Source organism: Pseudomonas sp. FP198, from assembly GCF_030687895.1.
GTDB lineage: Bacteria > Pseudomonadota > Gammaproteobacteria > Pseudomonadales > Pseudomonadaceae > Aquipseudomonas.
The window spans coordinates 4,566,937-4,592,266 of record NZ_CP117452.1; the positions used below are offsets into that span (position 1 = coordinate 4,566,937).

Genomic DNA, 25,330 nt, shown 5'->3' on the forward strand with positions numbered 1-25,330 from the left:
TGTATCGTGCGCCTGCGCGAAGACTGCTAGCATCTGGGCCGAGATCGAACGTTCGAACCGCCCCCTCACAGGTTGCCCATGCTCGAGACACCAGCATTGCAAAGGAACGCGCCGCTGCCCGCGCCACTGGACACGCGTTACCAGGTCGAGACGCCCGAGGGCATCGACCTGCCGCTGCGCCCGGCGGGGTTGATGCCTCGCGCACTGGCCTTTGCCATCGACCTCGGCATACGGGGGCTGGCCCTGGGCCTGCTGTTCCTGATCCTGGCGTTTTTTGGCGAACTGGGCGTCGGCCTGGGCTCGATCCTGCTGTTTGTCATCAGCTGGTGGTACATGGTGCTGTTCGAGGTGCTGAACCAGGGGCGTTCCCCCGGCAAGCAGATCATGGGTTTGCGCGTGGTGCAGGATGACGGCCGGCCTGTCGACTGGTCGGCCTCGCTGATCCGCAACCTGCTGCGCTTCGTCGACATGCTGCCCTTCGGCTATGCGTTCGGGGCGATTACCTGCCTGCAGCATCCAGCGTTCAAGCGCCTGGGCGACCTGGCGGCCGGGACCCTGGTGGTTTATCGCGAACAAGCGATCAAACGCCCCGTACTGCCATCGGCCCGGCCGATACGAGCGCCGTTTGTCCTCGGCCTCAGCGAGCAACGTGCCGTGCTGGGCTTCGCCGAGCGCCAGGCAGAACTGTCCGGCGCCAGGGTCACCGAACTGGCGACGATCCTGGCCACGCCGCTGAAGGTGCACCCTTCCGGCGCCGTGGCCGAACTCAATGGCATCGCCCGCGGCCTGCTGGGGCCGACATGAAACAAAGCCTTTTCGAAAAACGTCATCAAGAGGAATGGGACCATCTGTCCCAACAGCTCGACCAATTGGAGCGCAGCCGCAACGTCGCGCAAAGCAGCGACTTCCCCAATGCCTATCGACGCCTCTGCCACCACCTGACGCTGGCCCAGGCCAGGGGCTACAGCAGCCTTTTAATAGACGCGTTGCAGCAACTGGCCCTGCGTGGTCACCAGCAACTCTACCGGGATCGCGGCCGGCTCTCGGCCAACCTGTCGACCTTCATCCTGGCCGGTTTCCCCCGACTGGTTCGTGAGCAATGGCGATTCGTGCTGGCGGCGGCCTTGATGTTCCTTGGTAGCCTGGTCGGCATCGGGCTGCTGGTCTACCTGTTCCCCGAACTGGTCTACAGCGTGCTGAGCGTCGAAGAAGCCAGCCAGATACGCGGCATGTACGACCCTTCCGCCGGCCACCTGGGGCGCTCGATCGAGCGGGCCGCCAGCGAAGACTGGGTCATGTTCGGCTACTACATCATGCACAACATCGGTATTGCCTTTCAGACGTTCGCCAGCGGCTTGCTGTTTGGCCTGGGCAGCGCGTTCTTCCTGTTTTTCAACGGCCTGACCATTGGCGCGGTGGCCGGGCACCTGACCCAGATCGGTTCGGGATCAACGTTCTGGTCATTCGTGATCGGCCACGGCGCCTTCGAACTCACCGCCATCGTCCTGGCCGGCGCGGCGGGCCTGTTGCTCGGTTGGGCACTGATCGCACCGGGGCGCCTGACCCGGGGCGAAGCGTTACGGCTCGCCGCCGGCAAGAGCGTGCTGATTATCGGCGGCGTGGTGCTATTGCTGCTCATCGCCGCGTTCGTAGAGGCCTACTGGTCCTCCAGCGCGGTGACACCCACCACCAAATACATCGTCGGCGCCTTGTTGTGGCTGCTGGTGCTCGGGTATCTGCTGTTTGCCGGACGAGGCCACCATGCGCCTGAGTGACGCCAGCGTTGTCATCCGCCCCCGCACCACCTGGGAAGCCATGGACCTCGGCGTGCTGATGAGCCAGCAGCATCGACGGCTGCTGATGACCAGTTGGGCCATCGTCACGCTGCCGGTGTATGCGCTGCTGACCCTGTTGCTGTGGGACTCGCCGTCGCTGGTAGTCATCATGTTCTGGTGGCTGAAACCGGCCTTCGACCGCCTGCCCCTGTTCATTTTGTCCAAGGCCCTGTTTGGCGAGCCGCCTACGCTGAAACAGGCGTTGCGCCAATGGCCCGCGCTGCTCAAGCCGCAATTGCTGGCCAGCCTGACCTGGCGACGGCTGAGCCTGAACCGCAGCTTCCTGATGCCGGTGGTGCAACTCGAAGGCCTGGCCGGCGAGGCGCGCGAGCAACGCTTGCGCGTCCTGCTGCAGCGCAACGGCGGCGCGGCGCAGTGGCTGACCATCATCGGCGTGCATCTGGAAACCGCGCTGTGGTTCGGCCTGATGGCGCTTTTCTATCTGTTCATACCGCAACAGGTCGAGCTGGAATGGGACTGGCAGACCCTGATCGCCGTGGCCGAGCACGACTGGCTGTGGCTCGAACACCTGGTCAACTTCCTGTATCCACTGCTGCTGATCTTCTGGGAACCGGTATACGTCGCCTGTGGCTTCAGCCTCTATCTGAACCGCCGCACGATTCTCGAGGCCTGGGACATCGAACTGGTATTCCGGCGCTTGCGCCAGCGCCTCGCCGGCATGGCCCCGGCGCTGTTGCTGCTGGCAATGACGCTGCTGCCGTTGGCGCCACCTGCCTGGGCTGCCGAGGATAACAACGACCCCGACAGCCCGCGCTTGCTCAACCAGCCGCTGACCAGCGAGGCCTCTCGGGAGAGCATTGAAGCGATTCTCGAAGCGCCGCCATTCAAGAATCCGGAAACGATCACCCGCTATCGTTTCGGCGAAGAAGCCGAAAAACCAGCCGAAGCAGCCGAGCCAGCTGAAACCGATGGAGCACCGGGCTGGCTCAAGTCGCTGTTCGAATGGCTGTCAAAAAAACGCTTCGAGGGCGTTGCCGCGCTGATCCAGGTGCTGCTCTGGGCGGCATTGTTGACGGCCATCGCCTGGCTGGCCTGGCATTACCGCCATAGTCTCAAGACCCTGGCGAACCGTAGGCCAGCACAGCGCATGCATTCGAAACCCCCTGCGCCGGTGCAGATGTTCGGCCTGGATATTCGCGAAGAGAGCCTTCCGGAGGATGTGGCGAGCCGCGCCGAGCAGTTATGGTCCACCGCGCCTCGCGAGGCGTTGGGTTTGCTGTATCGAGCCTTGCTCAGCCGGTTGCACCATGAATTCGCCATCCCCCTGAAACCCGCGGACACGGAAGGCCAGGTGTTGCAACGCGTCGAACGGCTCCAGCAGCCGGACCTGCTGGCCTTCAGCAAAAACCTGACCCAGCACTGGCAAAACATCGCCTACGGGCACCGTCCACCAGCGCCCGATCTGCAACGGGAACTGTGCGATGGCTGGCGCGGCCTGTTCGGTCCGGGAGTTTCCCGATGAGCCGCCGCGCCGGGTGGCTGGTCGCGGCGCTGGTTGCGGCGTTGATCTGTGCAGTGGGCCTCTACTTGTCCACGAAAGCCGTGCCCTACCAGGAAACCATTGATCACGGCCCATCCCCCGAAGCCCAGGCCAATCCCTACCTGGCGGCGGAACATTACCTGCGTCGGCATGGGGTAGACGTCGAACACGCCAACAGCCTGGACGTCCTGCCCGGCCTCGAACCCCACCAGCGCAGCCTGTTGTTGCTGGGCGAGCGGAGCGACATGACGCCACGGGAGGCCGACCAGTTGATGAACTGGACCCGGGCCGGCGGACGGCTGCTGTTCGTCGCCGAGGCCTTGTGGGATGACAGCACCAGCAGCAGCGGCGATCTGTTGCTGGACCGCGTGGGTCTGCGCCAACTCCTCAGCAAGGACCTCGAGGAATCCGACGCCGAACTCATCACGGATCGCTACCCCGAACTGACCAAGCTTTATCTGGAAGATGAAGAAGCGCCGGCCTATGTCGGCTTCGACACCGACTTCCATCTCGAAGACCCGCAGAACCTCGCCCAGGCCTGGGCCAACAGCGCACAGGCAACCCACATGATGCAACTGAACCACGGTCTGGGCACCATCACTGTGCTGACTGACGCCGAGCTGTGGAAGAACGACCAGATCGACCAATACGACAACGCCTGGCTGCTCTGGTACCTGAATGCCGACACAAATGTCACGCTGCTGTTCGACATCGAGCACGACAACCTGCTGACCCTGCTGCTGCGCTATTTCCCCCAGGCCCTGGTGGCGCTGCTGGTCCTGATCGGGCTGTGGTTCTGGCGCTCGGCGGTGCGGCATGGCCCGTTGCAACAACCCGCGCCCAAGGCGCGACGGCAGTTGCTGGAACACCTGCAGGCCAGCGCCGCGTTCCAGCTGCGCCACCACGGTCGGCAACACCTGTTGCAGGGGTTACAGCATGACGTGTTGCGCCGGGCGCGCCAGCTTCATCCTGGTTTCGAACGGCTGGTCGTCGCCGAACAATGGCAAGTGCTTGCACGCCTGACCCGCCAACCCACGCGAACCATCAGCCAGGCCCTCAGCCCCCGGCCGGCGCAGCGCATGTCCAGCACTGAGTTCTGCCGCCAGGTTGCCCTTTTGCAAACTCTCAGGAATGCCTTATAGATTCCGAAAAAAAAACCGCAAAAAAGCTCTATATAACCTATCGTACCTTGTCACCAAACATAGCAACTGCGGGCATTATCGCCATTTTACTTTCCGCAGGAATTTCCGCAGAGATTGCCAAACAAACAGCCGTTTCCGTTCGCTGGAAGCAAAACGATGATTACCTCGAAAACGTACCTGGATCCAGTACTGCCGGAAAATCTTCCCGCCTCGATCATTCAGGCCGCGGATCAGTTGCCGCGTAAAGCAGAGTTTCTTGCCGGGCGGCTCGCCGATGAGACATCGAAGCAACTGGCGAGCCTGCTGCGCATCACCAATACCTACTATTCGAATCTGATCGAGGGGCATCGAACCGAGATCGCTGATCTGCAGGTCGCTCGCACCACGCCGAAACGCCAGCGAAAGGAGCTCAAAGAGCTTGCCGTGCAACACATGACACAGCAGGAGGTGATGGAGCGACTGCTTCGCATGCGCCCGGCGGACAGTTTTTCTGCCTTGTTCGATCCCCGGTTGATCGCGACCATTCACCGTCGACTGTTCAAGGACGCTTCAACGCAGGAGCTGATCCTGAGCGACGGTCGGATGATGGAACCAGGAAAGCTGCGGGCCGAATCGAATGAACGGGTCCAGGTCGGCGCACATGTCGCCCCAGCTGCTACTGCGGTATTGCCCATGCTTGAGCATCTGCAACTGCACTACGGACGTATAAACGACCCCCGACGCCAATTGATCGCCGCCCTGGCGGGTCATCACCGTGTGGCGCTTGTCCACCCCTTCCTTGATGGCAATGGTCGAGTGATCCGGATGCTCACCCATCTGCAGCTTGTCCATCTCGGGCTAAAACCGTTTCTCTGGTCATTGTCGCGTGGCTTGGCCCGAAGGCAGGATGAATACTATCGTTTCCTGGCTTTGGCTGATCGACCTCGAGAAGGCGACTGTGACGGGCGAGGTCAACTCTCACAGCGCCACTACTTCAACTTCATCGAGTTCATGCTCGATGTCTGTCGCGACCAGATTGAATATATGACAACCTCACTCAACCCAGCCAGGCTACGCGAGCAGGTCTTTCATGTGCTATCGACGGATGCTGGCCTTCGCCGTGCGGGGATCCGACCCGCCAGTGCCGGTGCTGTGTTGGCGCTTCTCACCCAAGGCGCGATGCCGCGTGCGGAATTCAAGATATTTACAGGATTGAAGGATCGGCTCGCAACGGAAGAACTGGGCCGCTTGATCGAAGCGGGAATAGTGGTCAGTAGTACGCCCAGGTCCCGCACGGTGGAAGCGGGTTTGCCCGCACGTTTTGCCGGATTGATCTTTCCGAACCTGCATATCCAGATGGGCTGAGTCACGCCGACGACTCGGCTGTCAGGTGTGAGGGATAGTTGCCGTGGTATGCAAGCGTGACTGTTTTCACCTGCGCAAGTTATCCAGCGCTAATCAAACTCAACAGTTAAGAGAACGCCAGAATTGACGACTGAACAGAACGAACCTGTCGACGGCCAGGCCCATGCCGCCCAACAGCGCCAACGCGCCAGCCAGTTGGCCCAGGCGATCCGTACCGAACTGCACAAGGCGGTGGTCGGCCAGGCTGCGGTGGTCGACGATGTGCTCACGGCGTTGATCGCGGGTGGGCATGTACTGCTCGAAGGCGTTCCGGGGCTGGGCAAGACGTTGCTGGTGCGCGCGCTCGCGCGCTGTTTCAGTGGCGAGTTCGCGCGCATCCAGTTCACGCCCGACCTGATGCCCAGCGACGTCACCGGCCACGCGGTGTACGACTTGCAGACCGAGCAGTTCAAGTTGCGCAAGGGCCCGGTTTTCACCAACCTTCTGCTGGCCGACGAGATCAACCGCGCGCCGGCAAAAACCCAGGCGGCGCTGCTCGAGGCCATGCAGGAACGCCAGGTCACCCTGGAAGGCCGCGCCCTGCCGATCGCCCAACCGTTCATGGTGCTGGCGACCCAGAACCCCATCGAACAGGAAGGCACTTACCCGCTGCCGGAAGCCGAGCTCGACCGCTTCATGCTCAAGGTCCGCATGGACTATCCCGATGCCGACCAGGAACTGGACATGGTCCGCCAGGTCAGCCGCTCGACCCGGGCCGACATGCTTGACGTGCAACCGTTGCGCACGGTGCTGCAAGCCAAGGATGTGCAGGCCTTGCAGCGCATCGCCAGTGACCTGCCGATGGACGATCAGGTCCTCGACTACGCCGTCCGCCTGGCCCGCGCCACTCGCAGCTGGCCGGGGCTGACGCTGGGCGCCGGGCCGCGCGCCTCGATCGCGCTGGTACGCTGCGCAAGGGCCCGGGCGCTGCTGCGCGGTGGCGAATTCGTGGTCCCGGACGACATCAAGGGCTGCGCCCTGGCCGTGCTGCGCCATCGCGTAAGGCTGGCGCCGGAGCTGGACATCGAGGGGCTCTCGGTGGACCAGGTGCTGGGGCAGTTGCTCGATCAAGTCTCGGCGCCGCGGTTGTGAAAAATCGCGCGGTAAGGATGCGCCCATGAAACCCTCGCGCCTGTTGCTCATCTGGCTCGCGATCCTGCTGGCCGTCGGCATTGTGCTGGGTACGTTGCGAGCGCTGGGCATCGCGGTGCCGCCGACACTCCTGTCGATCAACTGGGGGATGCTGCTAGCCTTGCTGGCCTTGGCGCTGCTCGATGCCGCGCGGCTGCGGCGCCTGCCCTCGCCCCGCGTACAGCGACACATGCCGGGCAGCCTGGCACTGGGCCGATGGGGCGAAGTGCGCCTGCAGATCAGCCATGATTTTGCCCAGCCAATGCCGCTCCAGGTGTTCGATCACGTACCCGATGGCCTCGACTTCGACGACCTGCCCTTGTCGGTCGAGCTTCAACCCGGCCAACGCAGCCAGCTCGGCTACCGCTTGCGCCCGCTCAAGCGCGGTCATTTCATTTTCAGCCACTGCGAGATCAGCCTGCCCAGCCCGCTGGGATTGTGGTTCGGCAAACGCCTGCTGGAGGCGCTCGACAATACTCGCGTCTACCCGGATTTCGCCAGGCTCTATGGCGGCCAGCTATTGGCCGTCGACAACTGGCTGAGCCAGCTCGGCATACGCCAGCGGCAGCGCCGTGGCCAGGGCCAGGAATTCCATCAGTTGCGCGAGTTTCGCGAGGGCGACAGCCTGCGCCAGATCGACTGGAAGGCCACTGCCCGCCACCGTACGCCGATCGCCCGTGAGTACGAAGACGAACGCGACCAACAGATTATCTTCATGCTCGACTGCGGCCGGCGCATGCGCAGCCAGGACGACGAGCTGGCGCACTTCGATCACGCTCTCAATGCCTGCCTGTTGCTCAGCTATACCGCGTTGCGCCAGGGCGACGCCGTCGGCCTGTACACCTTCGCCAGTGAGCGACCGCGCTACCTCGCGCCGGTCAAAGGCAGCGGCCAGCTCAACGTCTTGCTCAACGCCGTCTATGACCTGGACAGCAGCCAGCATCCCGCCGATTACCAGGTCGCGGTCAATCAACTGCTGGCCCGGCAAAAACGCCGGGCACTGGTGGTGTTGGTAACCAACCTGCGGGATGAGGACGACGCGGAACTGCTGGCTGCCGTCAAGCGCCTGGGCCAGCAGCACCGGGTGCTAGTGGCCAGCCTGCGCGAAGAGGCACTCGACCGGTTGCGCCAGGCGCCGGTGCAAACCCAGCCCGAAGCCTTGGCCTACTGCGGGGCGGTGGATTACATGAACACCCGCGCCGAACTCCACCTGCGGTTGGCGGCCCATGGCATCCCGACCCTGGATTCGCGCCCCGGCGAGCTAGGGGCGGATCTGGTGAGCCAATACCTGGCGTGGAAAAAGGCCGGCACCGCATAGGCCCCGCGCAGGAGTCGGTTGCTCAAGCCGAGGCAGGCAACGGATAAAAACAGAAATACTGCTGCAACGCGCTGACCAGCGACCCGTACTCCGGCGGCGCCCATTGCAGGCTGAAACCGGCATCGAAATGCTGCGGCGTCACATCCTCGTGACACCAGAGGCACCTGGCTTTCAGTCGGATGTGTTGCTGTGGTCCGTCGTCGGAGGGGACCTTCAGGTACAGATCAAAGCTTGCGCCAATCATCAATGGCAAATGACTGATCAACATCAGGCCACATTCAGAGACGTTGCCCAGAAAACCGATAGGTTTGTCGTTGAGGCCGTTGAAGACCTCAAGAAAACAAGCCAACTGATGTCGTTCAATGCGGCGCTCTTTGTACATGTCCTGTATCGCTTTTTAATGGCCTCTCACCGGCCAACCGAACACTTCGGAACGAACCCAAGCGAGCCCGCTCTCCCTGATCCCCGTGCCACACGCCAGCAACGTGCTGGCTTGTCTCATCGGTTACAGGCGCGACCTGGCTATTAGAGTCCAAGCTCTAATAGCCAGATGTAAAACTATAGCGCAGGTTCTGGCGACGGCCAGTCCGGATGCGCCCTCCATCAGGCGGCCGCGACGGCGCCTGGCCGATCGCCTGTGCGGCGTCGTTCAGAACGCCGTCGGGCGGATGGCCGAGGTGCTACGGGTCGGGTAATGCCCAAGGCTCTGCAAGGTTTCGAGCCGGGCGCGGGCACGATAGGCGTACTCGCTGTTGGGGTATTGCGTAAGAATGAACTGGTAGGTCTGCGCCGCATCGACGAATAGCTTTTGGCGCTCCAGGCACTGGCCACGCATCATCGAGACTTCCGGCTGCATGTAGCGGCGGGCACGGCTGGCGCGGTCGACCTTGGACAGCTCAAGCATCACTTGCTCGCAATTGCCGCGCTCGTAGGCCTTGTAGGCCAGGTTCATGTGGTGGTTCATCGACCAACGGGTGCAGCCCGTGATGCTCAGGGCCAAGGCAATAAAAAGCACGAATCGCATGGGGAGGTTCTCCTGTCTTGAGCTCTTTATCGACCTGGATGGGAAAATCTTCAACCTGAAAAAGGGTCCACAAAAACCATCACGACATGGCATCACTGTTAAAAAGCGCTATCACCTTCGTCACAGGCGCAGAAATTTTCAGGAATGTTCATTTCGAAAAAGAAACGAATAGGTAGTGCACATGAACAATGACTACACCCAAAGACCATAGTAGCCTTCGCTGGCGCTTGAACTTGAGGAGTCCTGCATGTCCGTCCGTCGCACCAAAATCGTCGCTACCCTTGGCCCGGCCAGTAACTCGCCGGAAGTTCTCGAACAGCTGATTCTGGCTGGCCTGGACGTTGCCCGCCTGAACTTCTCCCACGGCACCCCCGACGAGCACAAGGCTCGTGCCAAGCTGGTGCGCGACCTGGCCGCCAAGCACGGCCGCTTCGTCGCCCTGCTGGGCGACCTGCAAGGTCCGAAGATCCGCATTGCCAAATTCGCCAACAAGCGCATCGAGCTGAAGATCGGTGACAAATTCACCTTTTCCACCAGCCATCCATTGACCGAGGGTAACCAGCAAGTCGTCGGTATCGACTACCCGGACCTGGTCAAGGACTGCGGCGTGGGCGACGAGCTGCTGCTCGACGACGGCCGCGTGGTGATGCGCGTCGAGACCGCCACCGCCACCGAACTGAACTGCGTCGTGACCATTGGCGGCCCGCTGTCGGACCACAAGGGTATCAACCGTCGCGGCGGCGGCCTGACCGCTCCGGCCCTGACCGACAAAGACAAGGCCGATATCAAGCTGGCCGCGGAAATGGAAGTCGACTACCTGGCGGTGTCCTTCCCACGCGACGCGGCGGACATGGAATATGCCCGTCAATTGCGCGACGAAGCCGGCGGTACCGCCTGGCTGGTGGCCAAGATCGAACGCGCCGAAGCCGTGGCCGACGATGAAACCCTCGATGGCCTGATCAAGGCGTCCGACGCCGTGATGGTGGCTCGTGGCGACCTCGGCGTGGAAATCGGCGATGCCGAACTGGTGGGCATCCAGAAGAAGATCATCCTGCACGCACGCCGCCACAACAAAGCGGTGATCGTTGCGACCCAGATGATGGAGTCGATGATCCAGAACCCGATGCCGACCCGCGCCGAAGTGTCCGACGTAGCCAACGCCGTGCTCGACTACACCGACGCCGTGATGCTCTCGGCCGAAAGCGCCGCCGGCCTCTACCCGCTCGAAGCGGTGCAGGCCATGGCACGTATCTGCATCGGTGCTGAAAAGCACCCGACCGGCAAGACCTCCAGCCACCGCATCGGCAAGACCTTCGAGCGCTGCGACGAGAGCATTGCCTTGGCGACCATGTACACCGCCAACCACTTCCCGGGCGTAAAGGCGATCATCGCCCTGACCGAAAGTGGCTACACGCCGTTGATCATGTCGCGCATCCGCTCCTCCGTGCCGATCTATGCGTTCTCCCCGCACCGCGAAACCCAGGCCCGTGCCGCCATGTTCCGTGGCGTCTACACCGTGCCGTTCGACCCGGCCGCCCTGCAACCGGGCGAAGTCAGCCAGGCGGCGGTGGATGAATTGGTCAAGCGTGGCGTGGTGCAGACCGGCGACTGGGTCATCCTGACCAAGGGCGACAGCTACCACACCATCGGCGGCACCAACGGGATGAAGATCCTGCACGTCGGCGACCCGATGGTTTGATCACCGGTTGCTGAAAACCAAAGCCCCGCCATGTGAATGGCGGGGCTTTTTGGTTTCTGGCTTTGGGATATGGTGCCTGGGCTGACGCCTTCGCGAGCAGGCTCGCTCCCACAGAGGGCTTGTGCACGCCGCAAATCCACTGTGGGAGCGAGCCTGCTCGCGAAGGCGGTCTGTCAGCCGCTACTGTCCTCGCGGGTCAAAAAGACATCCGCCAGCAACTGATTACGCGGCAACCCCGCCAGGTACAAACGCTTGGCAAACGCCTCGACCCGGTCCGGATGACCGCAGACCAGGGCCTGGGTCTGGCGCGAAGCCAGGCGCAGTTGCGCGAGCGCCGCTGGCGCCTCGGCTGCGGTCAACAGCTCGACGTTCAGGTTGGGGTGTTTGGCCGCCAGTGCCTTCAGAGGTTTATCCAGGTAATGCCCGGCCTCATCACGGGCCACGTGAACCAGCCGAATCGTGCCTTGGTGCTGCTGGCGCAGGGCTTCACGGAGGATGCCGAACAGCGGTGCCAGGCCGGTCCCAGCGGCCAGCAGCCAGAGCGGCCGATCGTGCCAGTCGGCGTCGTAATACAGCGCGCCGCCGCGCAGTTCGCCGAGGCGGATCGGGTCGCCGATGTTCAGTTGTCGCGCCGCATCGACGAACTGGCCGGGCTCGCGACAATCGAGGTGAAACTCCAGGAAACGATCTTCTTCGGGCAGGCTCGCCAGGGAGTACGGCCGGGCCACGTCACCGGCCCACAACACCAGATGTTGCCCGGCCCGATAACGCAGTGGTCTTTGCGGGCTGACGCGCAGGCGCAGCACGTCAGCCCCCAGCCAATCCACCGCGTCCACGGCGGCGGCCTGGCCGTCGCGCTGCGGATCAAAGGTGTGGATTTGCACGTCTTCGATTACCTGGCACTGGCATGCCAGGCGCCAGCCGTTATCTCGCTGCGCCGGGCTCAGGGCGTCGGGACGGCTGTCACGCACATCCCCCTTCACACATTGCACCAGGCAGGCATGGCAACTGCCGGCACGGCAGCTATAGGGCACCGGCACGCCGCCGTGGTTAAGCGCGTCCAGCAGATTGCTGCCCGCCGCCACCGTCCATTGCCGGTCGGCGACTTTCAGTTCAGGCATCGACGTTCTCCCAGGCGGCGGCGCAACGGTTGCGGCCGTCCCGCTTGGCACGGTACAAGGCCTGGTCGGCGCGCTGCAAGGCGCTGTCCAGGTCATCGCCGATTTCCAGCAGGGTCATCCCCACCGACAAACTGAGGTTGCCCACCGGCAGATCGACCAATCGAACCTCGGTGAACGCCAGCCGCAATCGCTCGCAACAAGCCGTCAGGCGCGCGGGATCGCATGCGGGGAGCAGCATGACAAACTCCTCGCCACCGTAACGGGCCAGCACATCGCCTTCGCGCAGGCACGCCGTAGCAACAGCGGCGAATGCCTGCAATACCTGGTCGCCCGCGGCATGGCCATGCAGGTCGTTGATGCGCTTGAAATGGTCGAGGTCGATCAAGGCCAGGCCATGGGCGACGCCGGGCCTGAGAGTATTGAGCTCGCGGCCGGCCAGGCGCAGGAAGTGCCGGCGGTTGAACAGGCCGGTCAGTTCATCGGTGGCCACCAGGTCTTCGAGCTGGCGCATCATGCCGCGCAATGTGTCCTGGTGCGCCTGCAAGGCAAACCGGCGCTGGCGCATGCGTTGGCGCGAAGTCTGGACGTAGCGGGCGTACAACACCAGCCACACCAGCACGATGAACAGTACGCAGACCTGCAGACCGGCCAGTGTCGGATCGGGCAGGCGAAAGAAATAACCGTCCCAGAGCGTAATCCCGGTGAAGCTGATGAACACCAGCGTCGCGCAACGCACGAAGGCCCGGCGGGACAGGTGAAACAGCCCGAACAGCAGGATCAGCACATAGAACACCAGGAACACGCCCCGGGCCTGGTCCAGGTGCGCCATCATCCAGGTCTGCCAGCCCAAGCCGATCCAGACCTGTATTTCCGTGAGGCTGGGGTCGGCGAACCGCAGGTTGCGGTCGGTGATGAACAGCGCGAACAGACCGGCCTGGCACAGCACGACCAACAGGCTGCCAACAATGACGCCACGCAATGTGTCGAGGTAATGACCACTGAAAAACGCCAGCCACAACAATACCAGTGCCAGCGCATAAGTCGTGGCTGCGAGGGCAAAGCGTTTAAGCAAAAGACGTTGGATGGCGTTATGGGTCAATCGGTGACTCACCATGGGAAAGGAGACTGACAGAGGCGTCCTACGCTACAGGCCAGACGCCACTTTAGTGGCGTGTTCGGCAAATGACCATTCAATTCTGGCGCAGAAAAATGGCGTCAAAGCAATGGCCCAGATTGACGCATCTGCTGGCCCGGCGCGGTCCCCGTGGCGAGGGAGCTTGCTCCCGCTTGGCCGGGCTGGCGCTCAGTGCGCAGCGACCGCAAAATCCTGGGGCCGCTGCGCAGCCCAGCGGGAGCAAGCTCCCTCGCCACGGGTTTTGTGATTCTGACCTTCAGGCCGCAGGTCGCCATCGCGAGCAAGCTCGCTCCCACAGGCTGCGTGCCTGCGATATACTGCCGCGCCTTTTTAGCGTCGCGCCAGCATGCCCGGCGTGCCTTATAGAGGTGCCGCCCGTCGACCGATGCACCCAAGCGGCCGGCACCTTATTGAATGTTCCCGTCTTTAGAGAGGAGCGCGACTCATGACCGTGATCAAGCAAGATGACCTGATACAGAGCGTCGCCGACGCCTTGCAGTTCATTTCCTATTACCACCCCGTGGATTTCATCCAGGCGATGCACGAGGCCTACCTGCGCGAAGAATCGCCGGCGGCCCGTGATTCCATGGCGCAGATCCTGATCAACTCGCGCATGTGCGCCACCGGCCATCGGCCGATCTGCCAGGACACCGGTATCGTGACCGTGTTCGTGCGCGTGGGCATGGACGTGCGTTGGGATGGCGCGACCATGGGCCTGGACGACATGATCAACGAGGGCGTGCGTCGCGCCTACAACCTGCCGGAAAACGTCCTGCGCGCATCGATCCTCGCCGACCCGGCAGGCGCGCGCAGAAACACCAAGGACAACACGCCGGCGGTTATCCACTACTCCATCGTCCCGGGCAACACCGTGGAAGTGGACGTGGCGGCCAAGGGCGGCGGCTCCGAGAACAAGTCGAAGATGGCCATGCTCAACCCGTCCGACTCCATCGTCGACTGGGTACTCAAGACCGTTCCGACCATGGGCGCCGGCTGGTGCCCACCGGGCATGCTCGGCATCGGCATCGGCGGCACCGCCGAGAAAGCCGCGGTGATGGCCAAGGAAGTGTTGATGGAATCCATCGACATCCACGAGCTCAAGGCCCGCGGCCCGCAGAACCGTATCGAAGAGATGCGCCTGGAGCTGTTCGAGAAGGTCAACCAACTGGGCATCGGCGCCCAGGGCCTGGGCGGCCTGACCACCGTGCTCGACGTGAAGATCATGGACTACCCGACCCACGCCGCTTCCCTGCCGGTGTGCATGATCCCCAACTGCGCCGCCACCCGTCACGCCCACTTCGTGCTCGACGGCAGCGGCCCGGCCTCGCTGGAAGCGCCACCGCTGGACGCCTACCCGGAAATCGTCTGGGAAGCCGGTCCGTCGGCGCGTCGCGTGAACCTCGACACCCTGACCCCGGAAGAAGTGCAGAGCTGGAAGCCGGGCGAAACCGTATTGCTCAACGGCAAGATGCTCACCGGTCGCGACGCGGCGCACAAGCGCATGGTCGAGATGCTGAACAAGGGTGAAACCCTGCCGGTGGACCTCAAGGGCCGCTTCATCTACTACGTTGGCCCGGTCGACCCGGTCGGCGACGAAGTGGTTGGCCCGGCCGGCCCGACCACCGCCACGCGGATGGACAAGTTCACCCGCCAGATCCTCGAGCAGACCGGCCTGTTGGGCATGATCGGCAAATCCGAGCGCGGCCCGACCGCCATCGAAGCGATCAAGGACAACAAGGCGGTCTACCTGATGGCCGTCGGCGGTGCCGCTTACCTGGTGGCCCAGGCGATCAAGAAATCCAAGGTCCTGGCCTTCGCCGAACTGGGGATGGAAGCGATCTACGAGTTCGAGGTCAAGGACATGCCGGTGACCGTTGCGGTCGACAGCAAGGGCGAGTCGGTGCACATCACCGGTCCAGCGATCTGGCAGCAGAAGATCAGCGAAAGCCTGGCGGTCGAAGTGCAGTAACGCGCATTTTACCGTTGTGAGAAAGGCCGGTGGGCGACAAGCTCACCGGCCTTTTTTTTGATATCCGCAATCAAAACCTGTGGGAGCGAGCCTGCTCGCGAAAGCGCTTTGTCAGTCAACATCAATGCAGGATGTTCCATCACATTCGCGAGTAGGCTCGCTCCCACAAGGGATGAGTCGCCAGACCCAGTGTCGGAGCGAGCTTGCTCGCGATGGCGGTCGATCAGGCTTCAAATCGTTCCAGCATGCTATCTTGCCCGCCCGACTTTCCACTGGTTTACGCCAGCATGCCGACTACCCGTACCTTGCGCCTGGCGCTGTATACCCTGCTGATTCTCACTGGCGCTGCCATCGCCGCCACCCTCGCCGTACGCCACGCCGAACGCGCGGCCCTGGAAGAGGACGCCAGCCGTGCCAGCCAGCAACTGGCGCTGTACGCCAACTCCCTGCATACCCTGATCGAACGCTACCGCGCCCTGCCCTCCGTGCTGGCCCTGGACCCACAATTGCGCGATGCCCTAAAGGGCCCGGTCAGCGCGGCGCAACAGGATGAACTGAATCGCAAGCTGGAAAAGATCAACGGCGCCGCGCAGTCCTCCACCCTGGAATTGCTGGACCATACCGGCCTGGCCGTGGCGGCCAGCAACTGGCGGCTGCCGAGCAGCTATGTCGGTCACAATTATGGTTTTCGTCCCTATTTCATCCAGACCCGCACCCAAGGCACCGGGCGGTTTTATGCCGTGGGCGTGACCAGTGGCATCCCCGGTTATTTCCTGTCCAGCGCGGTAACCGGCGACAACGGCGAGTTCCTCGGCGCCATGGTCGTGAAGCTGGAGTTTCCGGAGCTGGAACGGGAATGGCGCCAGGGCAGCGACACCTTGCTGGTCAGCGATGCGCGCGGCATCATTTTCATCGCCAACCGGCCGGGCTGGCGTTATCGCCACCTGCGCCCACTGGCCGACAGCGACCGCGCCGAACTCAAGGCTACCCGTCAATACGACAAGCAACCGCTGCAGCCCCTGGCCTTCGATCCGCTGCGACGCTTCGACGACAACAGCCATCTGGCCCGGGTCGAAGCGCCCGATGGCACGGCGGACTATCTCTGGGAATCCCTGCCGTTGACCGGCGAAGGCTGGACCTTGCATTTGTTGCGCAGGCCGCAGATCGCCTTCGAAGACCTGCGCAACGCCGGGCTCGCCGCCGCCGGGTTGTGGCTGGCGCTGGTGTTCCTGCTGCTGTTTCTCAATCAGCGCTGGCGCCTGGCAAGACTGCGTCAACGCAGCCGCGAGGAACTCGAACGACTGGTGGAGGAACGCACGCGTGAACTGCGCACCGCTCAGGACGGCCTGGTGCAATCGGCCAAGCTCGCGGCCCTGGGGCAGATGTCGGCAGCACTGGCCCACGAGATCAACCAGCCGCTGACCGCCCAACGCATGCAACTGGCGACCCTGCGCCTGTTGCTCGACCATGGTCGGGTGGAGGACGCCTACAAGGCGCTCAAACCGGTGGATGACATGCTCACACGCATGGCGGCCCTCACCGGCCACCTCAAAACCTTTGCCCGCAAAAGCCCGAGCGGCCTGCGTGAGCGCCTGGACCTGGCAGCGGTGGTCGACCAGGCCCTGCAATTGCTGGAGACCCGCCTGCGCGATGAACACGTCAGCACGGTGTTGCACCTGGCCCGCCCGGCCTGGGTTCGCGGCGACGCGATCCGCCTCGAACAGGTGCTGATCAACCTGCTGCGCAATGCCCTCGACGCGATGGTCGACCAACCGATCAAGCGCCTGGAAGTGCGCCTGCAGGCCGATGAGCAACTGTGGTGCCTGACAGTGAAAGACAGCGGCGGCGGAATTGCCGAAGAGCACCTGGCCCAGGTGTTCGACCCCTTTTTCACCACCAAGGCCGTTGGCGATGGCCTGGGCCTGGGCCTGGCGGTGTCGTTTGCGATCATTCATGAATCCGGCGGGCGGCTGACAGCGGGCAATCACGAAAACGGCGCGGTATTCTGCGTCACCTTGCCCATCGATCCGGAGGCGCCGCTGCATGCTTGATTCGGTCATAGTCGTCGATGACGAGAGCAGTATCCGCAGTGCCGTGGAGCAGTGGCTGAGCCTGTCCGGATTCCGCGTGCAGTTGTTCAGCCGCGCCGAAGACTGCCTGGTGCAGTTGCCGGAGAATTTTGCCGGGGTGATCCTGAGTGACGTGCGCATGCCTGGGCTCAGCGGCCTGGAACTGTTGGCCGAAGTACGCAAGCGCGACCCCGACCTGCCGGTGATCCTGTTGACCGGTCACGGCGATGTACCGATGGCGGTGGAAGCCATGCGCGACGGGGCCTACGACTTCCTGGAAAAACCCTTCAGCCCTGAAGCCCTGCTGGGCAGCCTGCGTCGCGCCCTCGATAAACGTTTCCTGGTGCTGGAGAACCGCCGGCTGCACGAGCAGGCCGACGCCAGGGCCCGGCTGGACACCACGCTGCTGGGCGTCTCCCGGCCTTTGCAGAACTTGCGCCGCCAGGTGCTGGACCTGGCGACCCTGCCGGTCAACGTGTTGATTCGCGGCGAAACCGGCAGTGGCAAGGAACTGGTCGCCCGCTGCCTGCATGATTTCGGCCCAAGGGCGAGCAAACCTTTCGTGGCGCTGAACTGTGCGGCCATTCCCGAGCCGCTGTTCGAGGCCGAACTGTTCGGCCATGAAAGCGGCGCATTCACCGGCGCCCAGGGCAAACGCATCGGCAAGCTCGAATATGCCGATGGCGGCACACTGTTTCTTGATGAAATCGAGAGCATGCCGTTGGCGCAACAGGCCAAGTTGCTGCGGGTTCTGCAGGAAAAGAAACTCGAGCGCCTGGGCTCCAACCAGAGCATCCCGGTGGACCTGCGCATCATTGCCGCGACCAAACCGGACCTGTTGGACGAAGCCCGTGCCGGGCGATTTCGCGAAGACCTGGCCTATCGGCTGAATATCGCCGAACTGCGCCTGCCGCCGCTGCGGGAACGACGCGAAGACATCCCCTTGCTGTTCGAGCATTTCGCCCACGGCGCCGCCGAACGCCTGGGCCGCCCGGCAACGCCGCTGAGCGGCCCGCAACTGAGCCATTTACTCAGCCATGACTGGCCGGGCAACGTCCGCGAACTGGCCAACGTCGCCGAACGCCAGGTGCTGGGCCTGGATCAACTGCCCGTCGAGGATGCGGCGCCCGGCCAATCCCTGGCGGCCCGGCAGGAAGCCTTCGAAGCGCAATGCCTGCGCGCCGCCCTCACGCGGCACAAGGGCGACGTGAAAGCCGTGCTCGAAGAACTGCAACTGCCGCGCCGTACCTTCAATGAAAAGATGCAGCGGCATGGGTTGAGCCGGGAGATGTTTTTGCAGGAGCGCTGATTTTTTTGCGCTGGCCGCTCCGGCCTCTTCGCGAGCAGGCTCGCTCCCACAGGGACCTGCGGATACTGAACCTCATGTGGGAGCGAGCCTGCTCGCGAAGAGGCCCGATACATCACTTGATAAGCGGATCTCCGCCCAACCCCTTAGCCACAATAAGCGGATTTCCGCTTATCCGCCGCCACCAACCCGTCTAAACCGGCCCTCCGCCACCTGGCACAGCTCCTGCTATAGCCCTGGCAGGCTGCGTTCACACGCGCTCCACAAAAACAATTAAACGAAGGATCCTTCAATGGATAACTCCAACGCCCTGCCCATTGGGTCGGCTGCCGTGCCCGCCCGTGAAAGAACCACCGCCAGCCGGATCAAATCGATCTTCAGCGGCTCGGTCGGCAACATGGTCGAGTGGTACGACTGGTACGTCTATGCCGCTTTCTCGTTGTACTTCGCCAAAGCCTTCTTCCCCAAGGGCGACACCACCGCCCAACTGCTCAACACTGCCGCGATCTTCGCCGTCGGCTTCCTGATGCGCCCGATCGGTGGCTGGCTGATGGGCCTGTACGCTGACCGCGCCGGCCGTAAACGCGCGTTGATGGCCTCGGTGTACCTGATGTGCTTCGGCTCGCTGATCATCGCCCTGAGCCCGAGCTACGAAACCATCGGCGTCGGCGCGCCGATCCTGCTGGTCTTCGCCCGCTTGCTCCAAGGCTTGTCGGTGGGTGGCGAATACGGCACGTCGGCCACCTACCTGAGCGAGATGGCGACCAAGGAACGACGTGGTTTCTTCTCCAGCTTCCAGTACGTGACCCTGATCTCCGGCCAGCTCATCGCCCTCGGCGTGCTGATCGTGCTGCAGCAGGTCCTCACCACCGAGCAACTGTACGCCTGGGGCTGGCGCATCCCGTTCGCCATCGGCGCGCTGTGCGCAGTCGTGGCGCTGTACCTGCGTCGCGGCATGGAAGAAACCGAGTCGTTCACCAAGAAGGAAAAAGCCAAGGAAAGCGCGATGCGCACCTTGATGCGTCATCCCAAGGAACTGCTTACCGTGGTCGGCCTGACCATGGGCGGTACGCTGGCGTTCTACACCTACACCACCTACATGCAGAAGTACCTGGTGAACACCGTCGGCATGAGCATCTCCGACTCCACCACCATTTCCGCCGCCACGCTGTTCCTGTTCATGTGCCTGCAACCGATCATCGGTGGGCTGTCGGACAAGATCGGTCGCCGCCCGATCCTGATTGCCTTCGGCATCCTGGGGACGTTGTTCACGGTGCCGATCCTCACCACCCTGCACACCATCCAGACCTGGTGGGGCGCGTTCTTCCTGATCATGGCCGCGCTGATCATCGTCAGCGGCTACACCTCGATCAACGCGGTGGTGAAAGCCGAGCTGTTCCCTACCGAGATCCGCGCCCTCGGCGTCGGCCTGCCGTACGCCCTGACCGTATCGATCTTCGGCGGCACCGCCGAATACATCGCGCTGTGGTTCAAGAGCATCGGCATGGAAACCGGCTACTACTGGTACGTGACAGGCTGCATCGCGGTATCGCTGCTGGTCTACATCACCATGAAAGACACCCGCAAGCATTCGCGGATCGTGACGGACTGATAGTCAAGCCGTAGCAACAAAAGGGGCTGACCTCGCCGGGTTCGCCCCTTTTTCGCTCCAGGTTTTCGAGATTAATTCTCACTTAATGACTGCACTTCATGCTCATCTCCATCGAAACATTAACTGGAGCATGACCATGAAGACTCGACTGATTTTCGCCCTGACCCTCTCCGTATTGGCCACCAGCGCCTTTGCCGACGACGGCTTCGACCGCACCGGCACCGCCGCTTTTATCGCCGGCACCCATGACCGCAGCGGCTCGGCCGCTGTTGCCAGACAAGATGAAAACCACGTCACCGAGCCGACCGTCGCAACACAGGGCTCCGACCGCGCCGATGCGGCGTCTACCAACTGACTCCGGTATATCACTAAACCCTGTGGGAGCGAGCTTGCTCGCGATGACGGTGCGTCAGACAGAAATTTTTGTCTGATGCGCCGCCATCGCGAGCAAGCTCGCTCCCACATGTTTTTCGGGGTGCTGACAAAACGGGCTGATCGCTGCACTATCGTCGGATTCCCTTTTTAAGCACCGGACCTTCACATCTCCATGCCCGATGACATCCATTACTACGAACCCGCCAACGGTCACGGCCTGCCCCACGATCCGTTCAATGCGATCGTCGGTCCACGGCCCATTGGCTGGATTTCTTCCCAGGACGGCGAAGGTCGCCTGAACCTGGCGCCCTACAGTTTCTTCAACGCTTTCAACTACGTTCCGCCGATCATCGGTTTCTCAAGTGTCGGGCGCAAAGACAGCCTGAACAATATCGAGCAGACCGGGGAATTCGCCTGGAACCTCGCCACCCGCCCACTGGCCGAGCAGATGAACCAGAGCTGCGCAATGGTCGCGCCAGAGGTCGATGAGTTCGAACTGGCAGGTCTGACGACCGCCCCGTCGCGGGTGATCCAGGTGCCACGCGTGGCAGAGAGCCCGGTGTCCTTCGAATGCAAGGTCACGCAGATCATTCAGCTGCAACGTGCCGACAAGGCGCTTGTACCGAGCTGGCTGATCCTCGGCGAAGTCGTCGCCGTGCACATCGCCAAGTGGCTGTTGAAGGATGGGGTATACGACACCGCCGCCGCCGAGCCGATTTTGCGTGGTGGCGGGCCGGCGGATTATTTCCAGCTGGGGCCGGAGGCGTTGTTCAGGATGCATCGCCCGAAGTAAATGTGGCGAGGGGATTTATCCCCGCTGGGCTGCGTAGCAGCCCCCAAAGCGGAACATCTGATACGCCAGGGTGGCTGGTCTCAGGGCCGCTACGCGCCCCAGCGGGGATAAATCCCCTCGCCACGAAAACAACCCTGGAAATGCCGATTACCAGACCAACCCGCCGTCCTCGTCGACACCCTGCAGGTGAGTCAACTGCTGGGCAGCCGCTTCATCGGCTTTGAAAGCAGTCTCGAACGTCTGCTCTTCGAGCACTTTGTTGAAGCGCGGCTTGTCGGGACTGCCGATGGCCTTGGTGGCGATGGCCGCGTAGTAGCCGCCACCCTCCTTGGGGACAACAGCGGAAACAGCTTCAAAAGTTTCAAAGGCTTTGCGTGCCATAATGCGCATCCTGGCGGTTGGAATGACCGTCATTAAACCTTCAACCGGCCAGTTTGTGTACCTTCGCCATGCACCCTTCGGTCGCCTTGGCGGCAGACACTTCGCGAAAGGTATGGAAATCCAGGCTGCTCACCACCAGGTCCTGCACCAGCTCGGCGAAGATCGCCATCGCCGGCGAATTGAAATAGGCCTCCATCGCCTGCTGGTGGGTCCACAGCCCGGAAACCAGCCACAAGTCGGCGTCGCATTGCGATTGCTGCAAGGCGAAGTGCAGGCAACCGGGAGCTTGCCGCGACGGGGTGATCAAGGTACTCAGGCGCGCACCCAATTGCTGGCTGCAGCCGGCTCGTGCCCGCACGAAAGCCATGTGACTGACGGGGATCTGTGTAGTCATGTTCAACCCTCCCAGGTGATCCTGTTGTGCAGCCGGGGACGGGCTGCGACAGGATCAAAGGTTAAGCGCCCCGACGCCAGCTTCGTTAGTCGATTCCTGCCGACACATTGCACGATCCTGCCCGCAGATGCCGCCGACCTGGCCTGGAACCGACACAAACAGCGCAACTTGAAACAAAAGGTTTCAAGCAAGTTTCGAGCAGGTTGCACCGTCCCGGTCCGACATGCCGTGCAGGATCAGGCAAGCTTTCAACAGGATGTTGCTACCGCTGCGCCTTGCACAAATTTAAGCTGCGTCCATCGCATCCCTATCATCCGAGGATTTCGGCATGTCGCCACTCGATCACGCCCACGTCCCGCTGGACACTTACCTGGAACAACAGCGCGCCGAGCTGGCATCGATCATCGAACGCAATACCAGCGAGGACGGCAGCTACGCCACGGCCATCGGCTCGCTGCACCTGTCGCGCCACAGCCAGCCGCATAAATTTGCCCCGGTGCTGGCCCAACCGGCGCTGTGCATCATGGCCCAGGGCAGCAAGCAGGTGCGCCTGGCAGACGAACTGTTCAACTACGATCCGTTGCACTATCTGGTGGTCTCGGTCTCGATGCCATTGAGCGGGTGCATTGCCGACGTCTCGCCCGAGCAGCCGATCCTGGCGCTGCGCCTGGACATCGACCCGGCGGAAATCACCGCGCTGATCGCCGACGCCGGCCCCTTGGGCGTACCGACCCGCCCCGCCGGTCGCGGCCTGTATGTCGAACGCCTGGACACGCCGATGCTCGATGCGGTGCTGCGCCTGGCACGGTTGCTGGACAGCCCGAAAGACATCGCCATGCTCGCGCCACTGGTGCGCCGGGAAATCCTCTATCGCCTGCTGCGCAGCCCGCAAGGCTACCGGCTGTATGAAATCGCCATTGCCAACAGCCAGAGCCATCGCATCAGCCAGGCGATCAAATGGCTCAACGGCCATTTCGAACAGCCGCTGCGCATCGACGACCTGGCCCGGGAAGTCAACCTCAGCGTCTCGACGCTGCACCATCGTTTCAAGGCCATGACCGCCATGAGCCCGTTGCAGTACCAGAAGCAATTGCGCCTGCAGGAAGCCCGCCGGCTGATGCTGGCCGAAGGGCTGGAAGCCTCGGCGGCAGGGTATCGCGTGGGTTATGAAAGCCCGTCGCAGTTCAGCCGCGAATACAGCCGGCTGTTCGGCGCGCCGCCGCTGAGGGATCTGGCGCGGTTGCGGATGACTGTTTGATCCGAGATTTGTGTAGTTCTTACCGGCCTCTTCGCGAGCAGGCTCGCTCCCACAGGGGATCTCTGGTGCGCGCATATAGGGCGTTCGCTACAAATCATCCGTGGGAGCGAGCCTGCTCGCGAAGGGGCCAGCCGCAACACCTCAGTTACTCCGGCTTCCAACGCGCCTGATCAATCTCGATCAACGTCGGCCCCTGCCGCTCACATGCAGCAAGCAACGCCACCCGCAATGACGACACATCCTCAACCGCCTCGGCATCACAGCCCAGCGCCTTGGCGACGCCGATGAAATCCGGCGTGTGGATGTCCACGCCCACCGGTTCGATGGCACGGTTGACCATGTACTTCCTGATCTCTTCGTAGCCCTGGTTATTCCACAGCAACACGATCACCGGTACCCGCGCTTCCACGGCGCTGGCCAGTTCCGGCAGGGTGAATTGCAGGCCGCCGTCGCCGATCAGGCACACCACCGGCGGACGGCCATGGCCGTTATCGACACCGGCAAGCCAGGCGCCGATCGCCGCCGGCAATGCGTAGCCGAGGGTGCCGTAGCCGGTCGAGGAATTGAACCAGCGGCGCGGCTGTTCGAGATTGAAGGTGAGGTTGCCGGTGTACACCGGCTGGGTGGAGTCACCGACAAAGACCGCGTCAGGCAGCGTCTGTAAAACGCTGTCGAGGAACATGGTCTGGGCGCGAGTCGGTGCGTCCCATTGCCGGTCGAGTTCGGCCCGCAATCGTGCAACACGAGCGGCGCCCCAATCGTCCTGGCGTGCATCGGGCGCTTGCAGGCTCGGCGCGTCGAGCAAGCCGCGAGCAGCACTTCGCGCATCGGCTACCAGCGCCAGTTTCGGTGGGTAATTGCGCACGGTCTGGTCGGGGTCGATGTCGATGCGCAGCAGCGCACCGGGAATCTCGAAGCCGCCGGCGAAGGTCACGTCATAATCGGTCTCGGCCAGTTCGGTGCCGATGGCCAGCACCACGTCGGCCTCGGCCACCAGGGCCCGGGTCGCGACCAGGCTCTGGGTAGAGCCGATCAGCAACCGGTGCCGGGACGCCAGCAAGCCCTTGGCGTTGATGGTCAACGCCACCGGTGCACCGAGGCGTTCGGCCAGTTCGGTCAATTCGGCTGCTGCGTCGATGGCGCCCCCGCCAGCAAGAATCAGTGGCCGCCTGGCCGTCGCCAGCAATGCCGCCATCTGCCCCACGGCGTCTGGCGCAGCCCCGGCGCGGCTGACTTGCACCGGGGCGCTGCACAACAGGGCATCGGCGTCCTCGACCAGCACGTCCAGCGGGATTTCGATGTGCACCGGTCGGGGGCGCCCGGCCTGGAACACCGCAAAGGCGCGGGCCAACACGCCGGGCAACTCGGCGGCCGACATCAATGTATGGGAAAACGCCGCCACGCCGCCCACCAGCGAACTCTGGTTCGGCAGCTCATGCAACTTGCCGCGCCCGCCGCCCAACTGGCTGCGCGACTGCACGCTGGAGATCACCAGCATCGGGATCGAGTCCGCATAGGCCTGGCCCATGGCGGTGGCGATGTTGGTCATGCCCGGCCCGGTGATGATGAAACACACGCCCGGCTTGCCGCTGACCCGCGCATAACCGTCGGCCATGAACCCGGCGCCCTGTTCGTGACGCGGCGTCACATGGCGGATGCTCGAACGGGCCAGCCCGCGATACAACTCGACGGTGTGCACGCCAGGAATGCCAAACACCTGCTCCACACCATAAGCTTCGAGTAACTGGACCAATACTTCGCCGCACGTCGCCATTGCCATCGCCTTGTTCTTCGGGAATGGCGTTATTGGAACGGTCGGGCCATAGCGACAACAATCGATAAAAAGTCATACTAGCCATGTCTTCAAGTCATGGCTCGGCCTCA

Annotated in this window: 22 protein-coding genes; 15 read left to right on the forward strand and 7 right to left on the reverse strand. The window is 62.9% G+C overall.

Annotation, left to right across the window (positions count from 1 at the left end; all coding sequences use genetic code 11):
• The first annotated feature begins 78 nt into the window (after positions 1 to 78).
• From PSH78_RS20845 to PSH78_RS20875, 7 genes are all read left to right on the forward strand, one after another.
• Positions 79 to 804: an RDD family protein gene (locus tag PSH78_RS20845; protein ID WP_305496447.1), complete on the forward strand. Its 726-nt coding sequence runs from the start codon at positions 79 to 81 to the stop codon at positions 802 to 804.
• Positions 801 to 1,775, forward strand: a complete 975-nt coding sequence (locus PSH78_RS20850) for a stage II sporulation protein M (RefSeq protein ID WP_305496448.1) — start codon at positions 801 to 803, stop codon at positions 1,773 to 1,775. The genes PSH78_RS20845 and PSH78_RS20850 overlap by 4 nt, the downstream gene beginning before the upstream one ends.
• Positions 1,762 to 3,318: a DUF4129 domain-containing protein gene (locus tag PSH78_RS20855; protein ID WP_305496449.1), complete on the forward strand. Its 1,557-nt coding sequence runs from the start codon at positions 1,762 to 1,764 to the stop codon at positions 3,316 to 3,318. The genes PSH78_RS20850 and PSH78_RS20855 overlap by 14 nt, the downstream gene beginning before the upstream one ends.
• On the forward strand, positions 3,315 to 4,478 hold the full coding sequence (locus PSH78_RS20860) for a DUF4350 domain-containing protein (protein ID WP_305496450.1): 1,164 nt from the start codon (positions 3,315 to 3,317) through the stop codon (positions 4,476 to 4,478). The genes PSH78_RS20855 and PSH78_RS20860 overlap by 4 nt, the downstream gene beginning before the upstream one ends.
• A 156-nt stretch (positions 4,479 to 4,634) precedes the next feature.
• The gene (locus tag PSH78_RS20865) at positions 4,635 to 5,822 is read left to right on the forward strand and encodes a Fic family protein (protein ID WP_305496451.1); all 1,188 of its coding nucleotides are present in this window, start codon (positions 4,635 to 4,637) and stop codon (positions 5,820 to 5,822) included.
• 123 nt (positions 5,823 to 5,945) lie between these two features.
• The gene (locus PSH78_RS20870; protein ID WP_305496452.1) at positions 5,946 to 6,953 is read left to right on the forward strand and encodes a MoxR family ATPase; all 1,008 of its coding nucleotides are present in this window, start codon (positions 5,946 to 5,948) and stop codon (positions 6,951 to 6,953) included.
• 25 nt (positions 6,954 to 6,978) lie between these two features.
• Positions 6,979 to 8,310, forward strand: coding sequence for a DUF58 domain-containing protein (locus PSH78_RS20875; protein ID WP_305496453.1), 1,332 nt, complete (start codon positions 6,979 to 6,981; stop codon positions 8,308 to 8,310).
• Between the two features lie 22 nt (positions 8,311 to 8,332).
• On the opposite strand, the gene PSH78_RS20880 is transcribed toward PSH78_RS20875, so the two are convergent.
• The gene (locus PSH78_RS20880; protein ID WP_305496454.1) at positions 8,333 to 8,692 is read right to left on the reverse strand and encodes a PilZ domain-containing protein; all 360 of its coding nucleotides are present in this window, start codon (positions 8,690 to 8,692) and stop codon (positions 8,333 to 8,335) included.
• A gap of 267 nt (positions 8,693 to 8,959) precedes the next feature.
• Positions 8,960 to 9,334 carry a tol-pal system YbgF family protein gene (locus tag PSH78_RS20885; RefSeq protein WP_305496455.1) on the reverse strand — a complete coding sequence of 125 codons (375 nt, stop codon included), beginning with the start codon at positions 9,332 to 9,334 and terminating at the stop codon, positions 8,960 to 8,962.
• A 247-nt stretch (positions 9,335 to 9,581) separates the two neighbouring features.
• On the opposite strand from PSH78_RS20885, the gene pyk reads away from it, so the two are divergent.
• On the forward strand, positions 9,582 to 11,033 hold the full coding sequence (pyk, locus tag PSH78_RS20890; RefSeq protein WP_305496457.1) for a pyruvate kinase: 1,452 nt from the start codon (positions 9,582 to 9,584) through the stop codon (positions 11,031 to 11,033).
• 173 nt (positions 11,034 to 11,206) lie between these two features.
• On the opposite strand, the gene PSH78_RS20895 is transcribed toward pyk, so the two are convergent.
• Positions 11,207 to 12,154, reverse strand: coding sequence for an iron-sulfur-binding ferredoxin reductase (locus PSH78_RS20895; RefSeq protein WP_305496459.1), 948 nt, complete (start codon positions 12,152 to 12,154; stop codon positions 11,207 to 11,209).
• Positions 12,147 to 13,253: a diguanylate cyclase gene (locus PSH78_RS20900; protein ID WP_305496461.1), complete on the reverse strand. Its 1,107-nt coding sequence runs from the start codon at positions 13,251 to 13,253 to the stop codon at positions 12,147 to 12,149. The genes PSH78_RS20895 and PSH78_RS20900 overlap by 8 nt, the downstream gene beginning before the upstream one ends.
• A gap of 481 nt (positions 13,254 to 13,734) precedes the next feature.
• On the opposite strand from PSH78_RS20900, the gene PSH78_RS20905 reads away from it, so the two are divergent.
• From PSH78_RS20905 to PSH78_RS20930, 6 genes are all read left to right on the forward strand, one after another.
• A complete protein-coding gene (locus PSH78_RS20905; RefSeq protein ID WP_305496463.1) occupies positions 13,735 to 15,258 on the forward strand; it encodes a fumarate hydratase in 1,524 nt (507 codons plus the stop codon).
• 287 nt (positions 15,259 to 15,545) lie between these two features.
• On the forward strand, positions 15,546 to 17,309 hold the full coding sequence (locus PSH78_RS20910; RefSeq protein WP_305496465.1) for an ATP-binding protein: 1,764 nt from the start codon (positions 15,546 to 15,548) through the stop codon (positions 17,307 to 17,309).
• The gene (locus tag PSH78_RS20915; RefSeq protein WP_305496466.1) at positions 17,302 to 18,636 is read left to right on the forward strand and encodes a sigma-54 dependent transcriptional regulator; all 1,335 of its coding nucleotides are present in this window, start codon (positions 17,302 to 17,304) and stop codon (positions 18,634 to 18,636) included. Before PSH78_RS20910 ends, PSH78_RS20915 begins: the two co-directional genes overlap by 8 nt.
• Before the next feature lie 289 nt (positions 18,637 to 18,925).
• Positions 18,926 to 20,245, forward strand: coding sequence for an MFS transporter (locus PSH78_RS20920; protein WP_305496467.1), 1,320 nt, complete (start codon positions 18,926 to 18,928; stop codon positions 20,243 to 20,245).
• 136 nt (positions 20,246 to 20,381) lie between these two features.
• Entirely contained in the window at positions 20,382 to 20,600 is a 219-nt protein-coding gene (locus PSH78_RS20925) for a hypothetical protein (protein WP_305496468.1), read from the forward strand.
• Between the two features lie 192 nt (positions 20,601 to 20,792).
• A complete protein-coding gene (locus tag PSH78_RS20930) occupies positions 20,793 to 21,413 on the forward strand; it encodes a flavin reductase family protein (protein WP_305496469.1) in 621 nt (206 codons plus the stop codon).
• 147 nt (positions 21,414 to 21,560) lie between these two features.
• Here PSH78_RS20930 and PSH78_RS20935 read toward each other — a convergent pair whose 3' ends face one another.
• Together PSH78_RS20935 and PSH78_RS20940 are read right to left on the reverse strand one after the other, a co-directional pair.
• Positions 21,561 to 21,794 (reverse strand): hypothetical protein, encoded by a 234-nt coding sequence (locus PSH78_RS20935; RefSeq protein ID WP_305496471.1) that lies wholly within the window; start codon positions 21,792 to 21,794, stop codon positions 21,561 to 21,563.
• A 40-nt stretch (positions 21,795 to 21,834) separates the two neighbouring features.
• Complete coding sequence (locus tag PSH78_RS20940; protein ID WP_305496474.1) at positions 21,835 to 22,188, reverse strand: putative quinol monooxygenase; 354 nt, start codon at positions 22,186 to 22,188, stop codon at positions 21,835 to 21,837.
• Between the two features lie 328 nt (positions 22,189 to 22,516).
• Between PSH78_RS20940 and PSH78_RS20945 the strand changes: the two genes are divergently transcribed.
• Positions 22,517 to 23,446 (forward strand): AraC family transcriptional regulator, encoded by a 930-nt coding sequence (locus PSH78_RS20945; RefSeq protein WP_305496476.1) that lies wholly within the window; start codon positions 22,517 to 22,519, stop codon positions 23,444 to 23,446.
• A gap of 145 nt (positions 23,447 to 23,591) precedes the next feature.
• On the opposite strand, the gene PSH78_RS20950 is transcribed toward PSH78_RS20945, so the two are convergent.
• Complete coding sequence (locus tag PSH78_RS20950) at positions 23,592 to 25,220, reverse strand: 5-guanidino-2-oxopentanoate decarboxylase (protein WP_305501342.1); 1,629 nt, start codon at positions 25,218 to 25,220, stop codon at positions 23,592 to 23,594.
• Positions 25,221 to 25,330 lie beyond the last annotated feature (110 nt).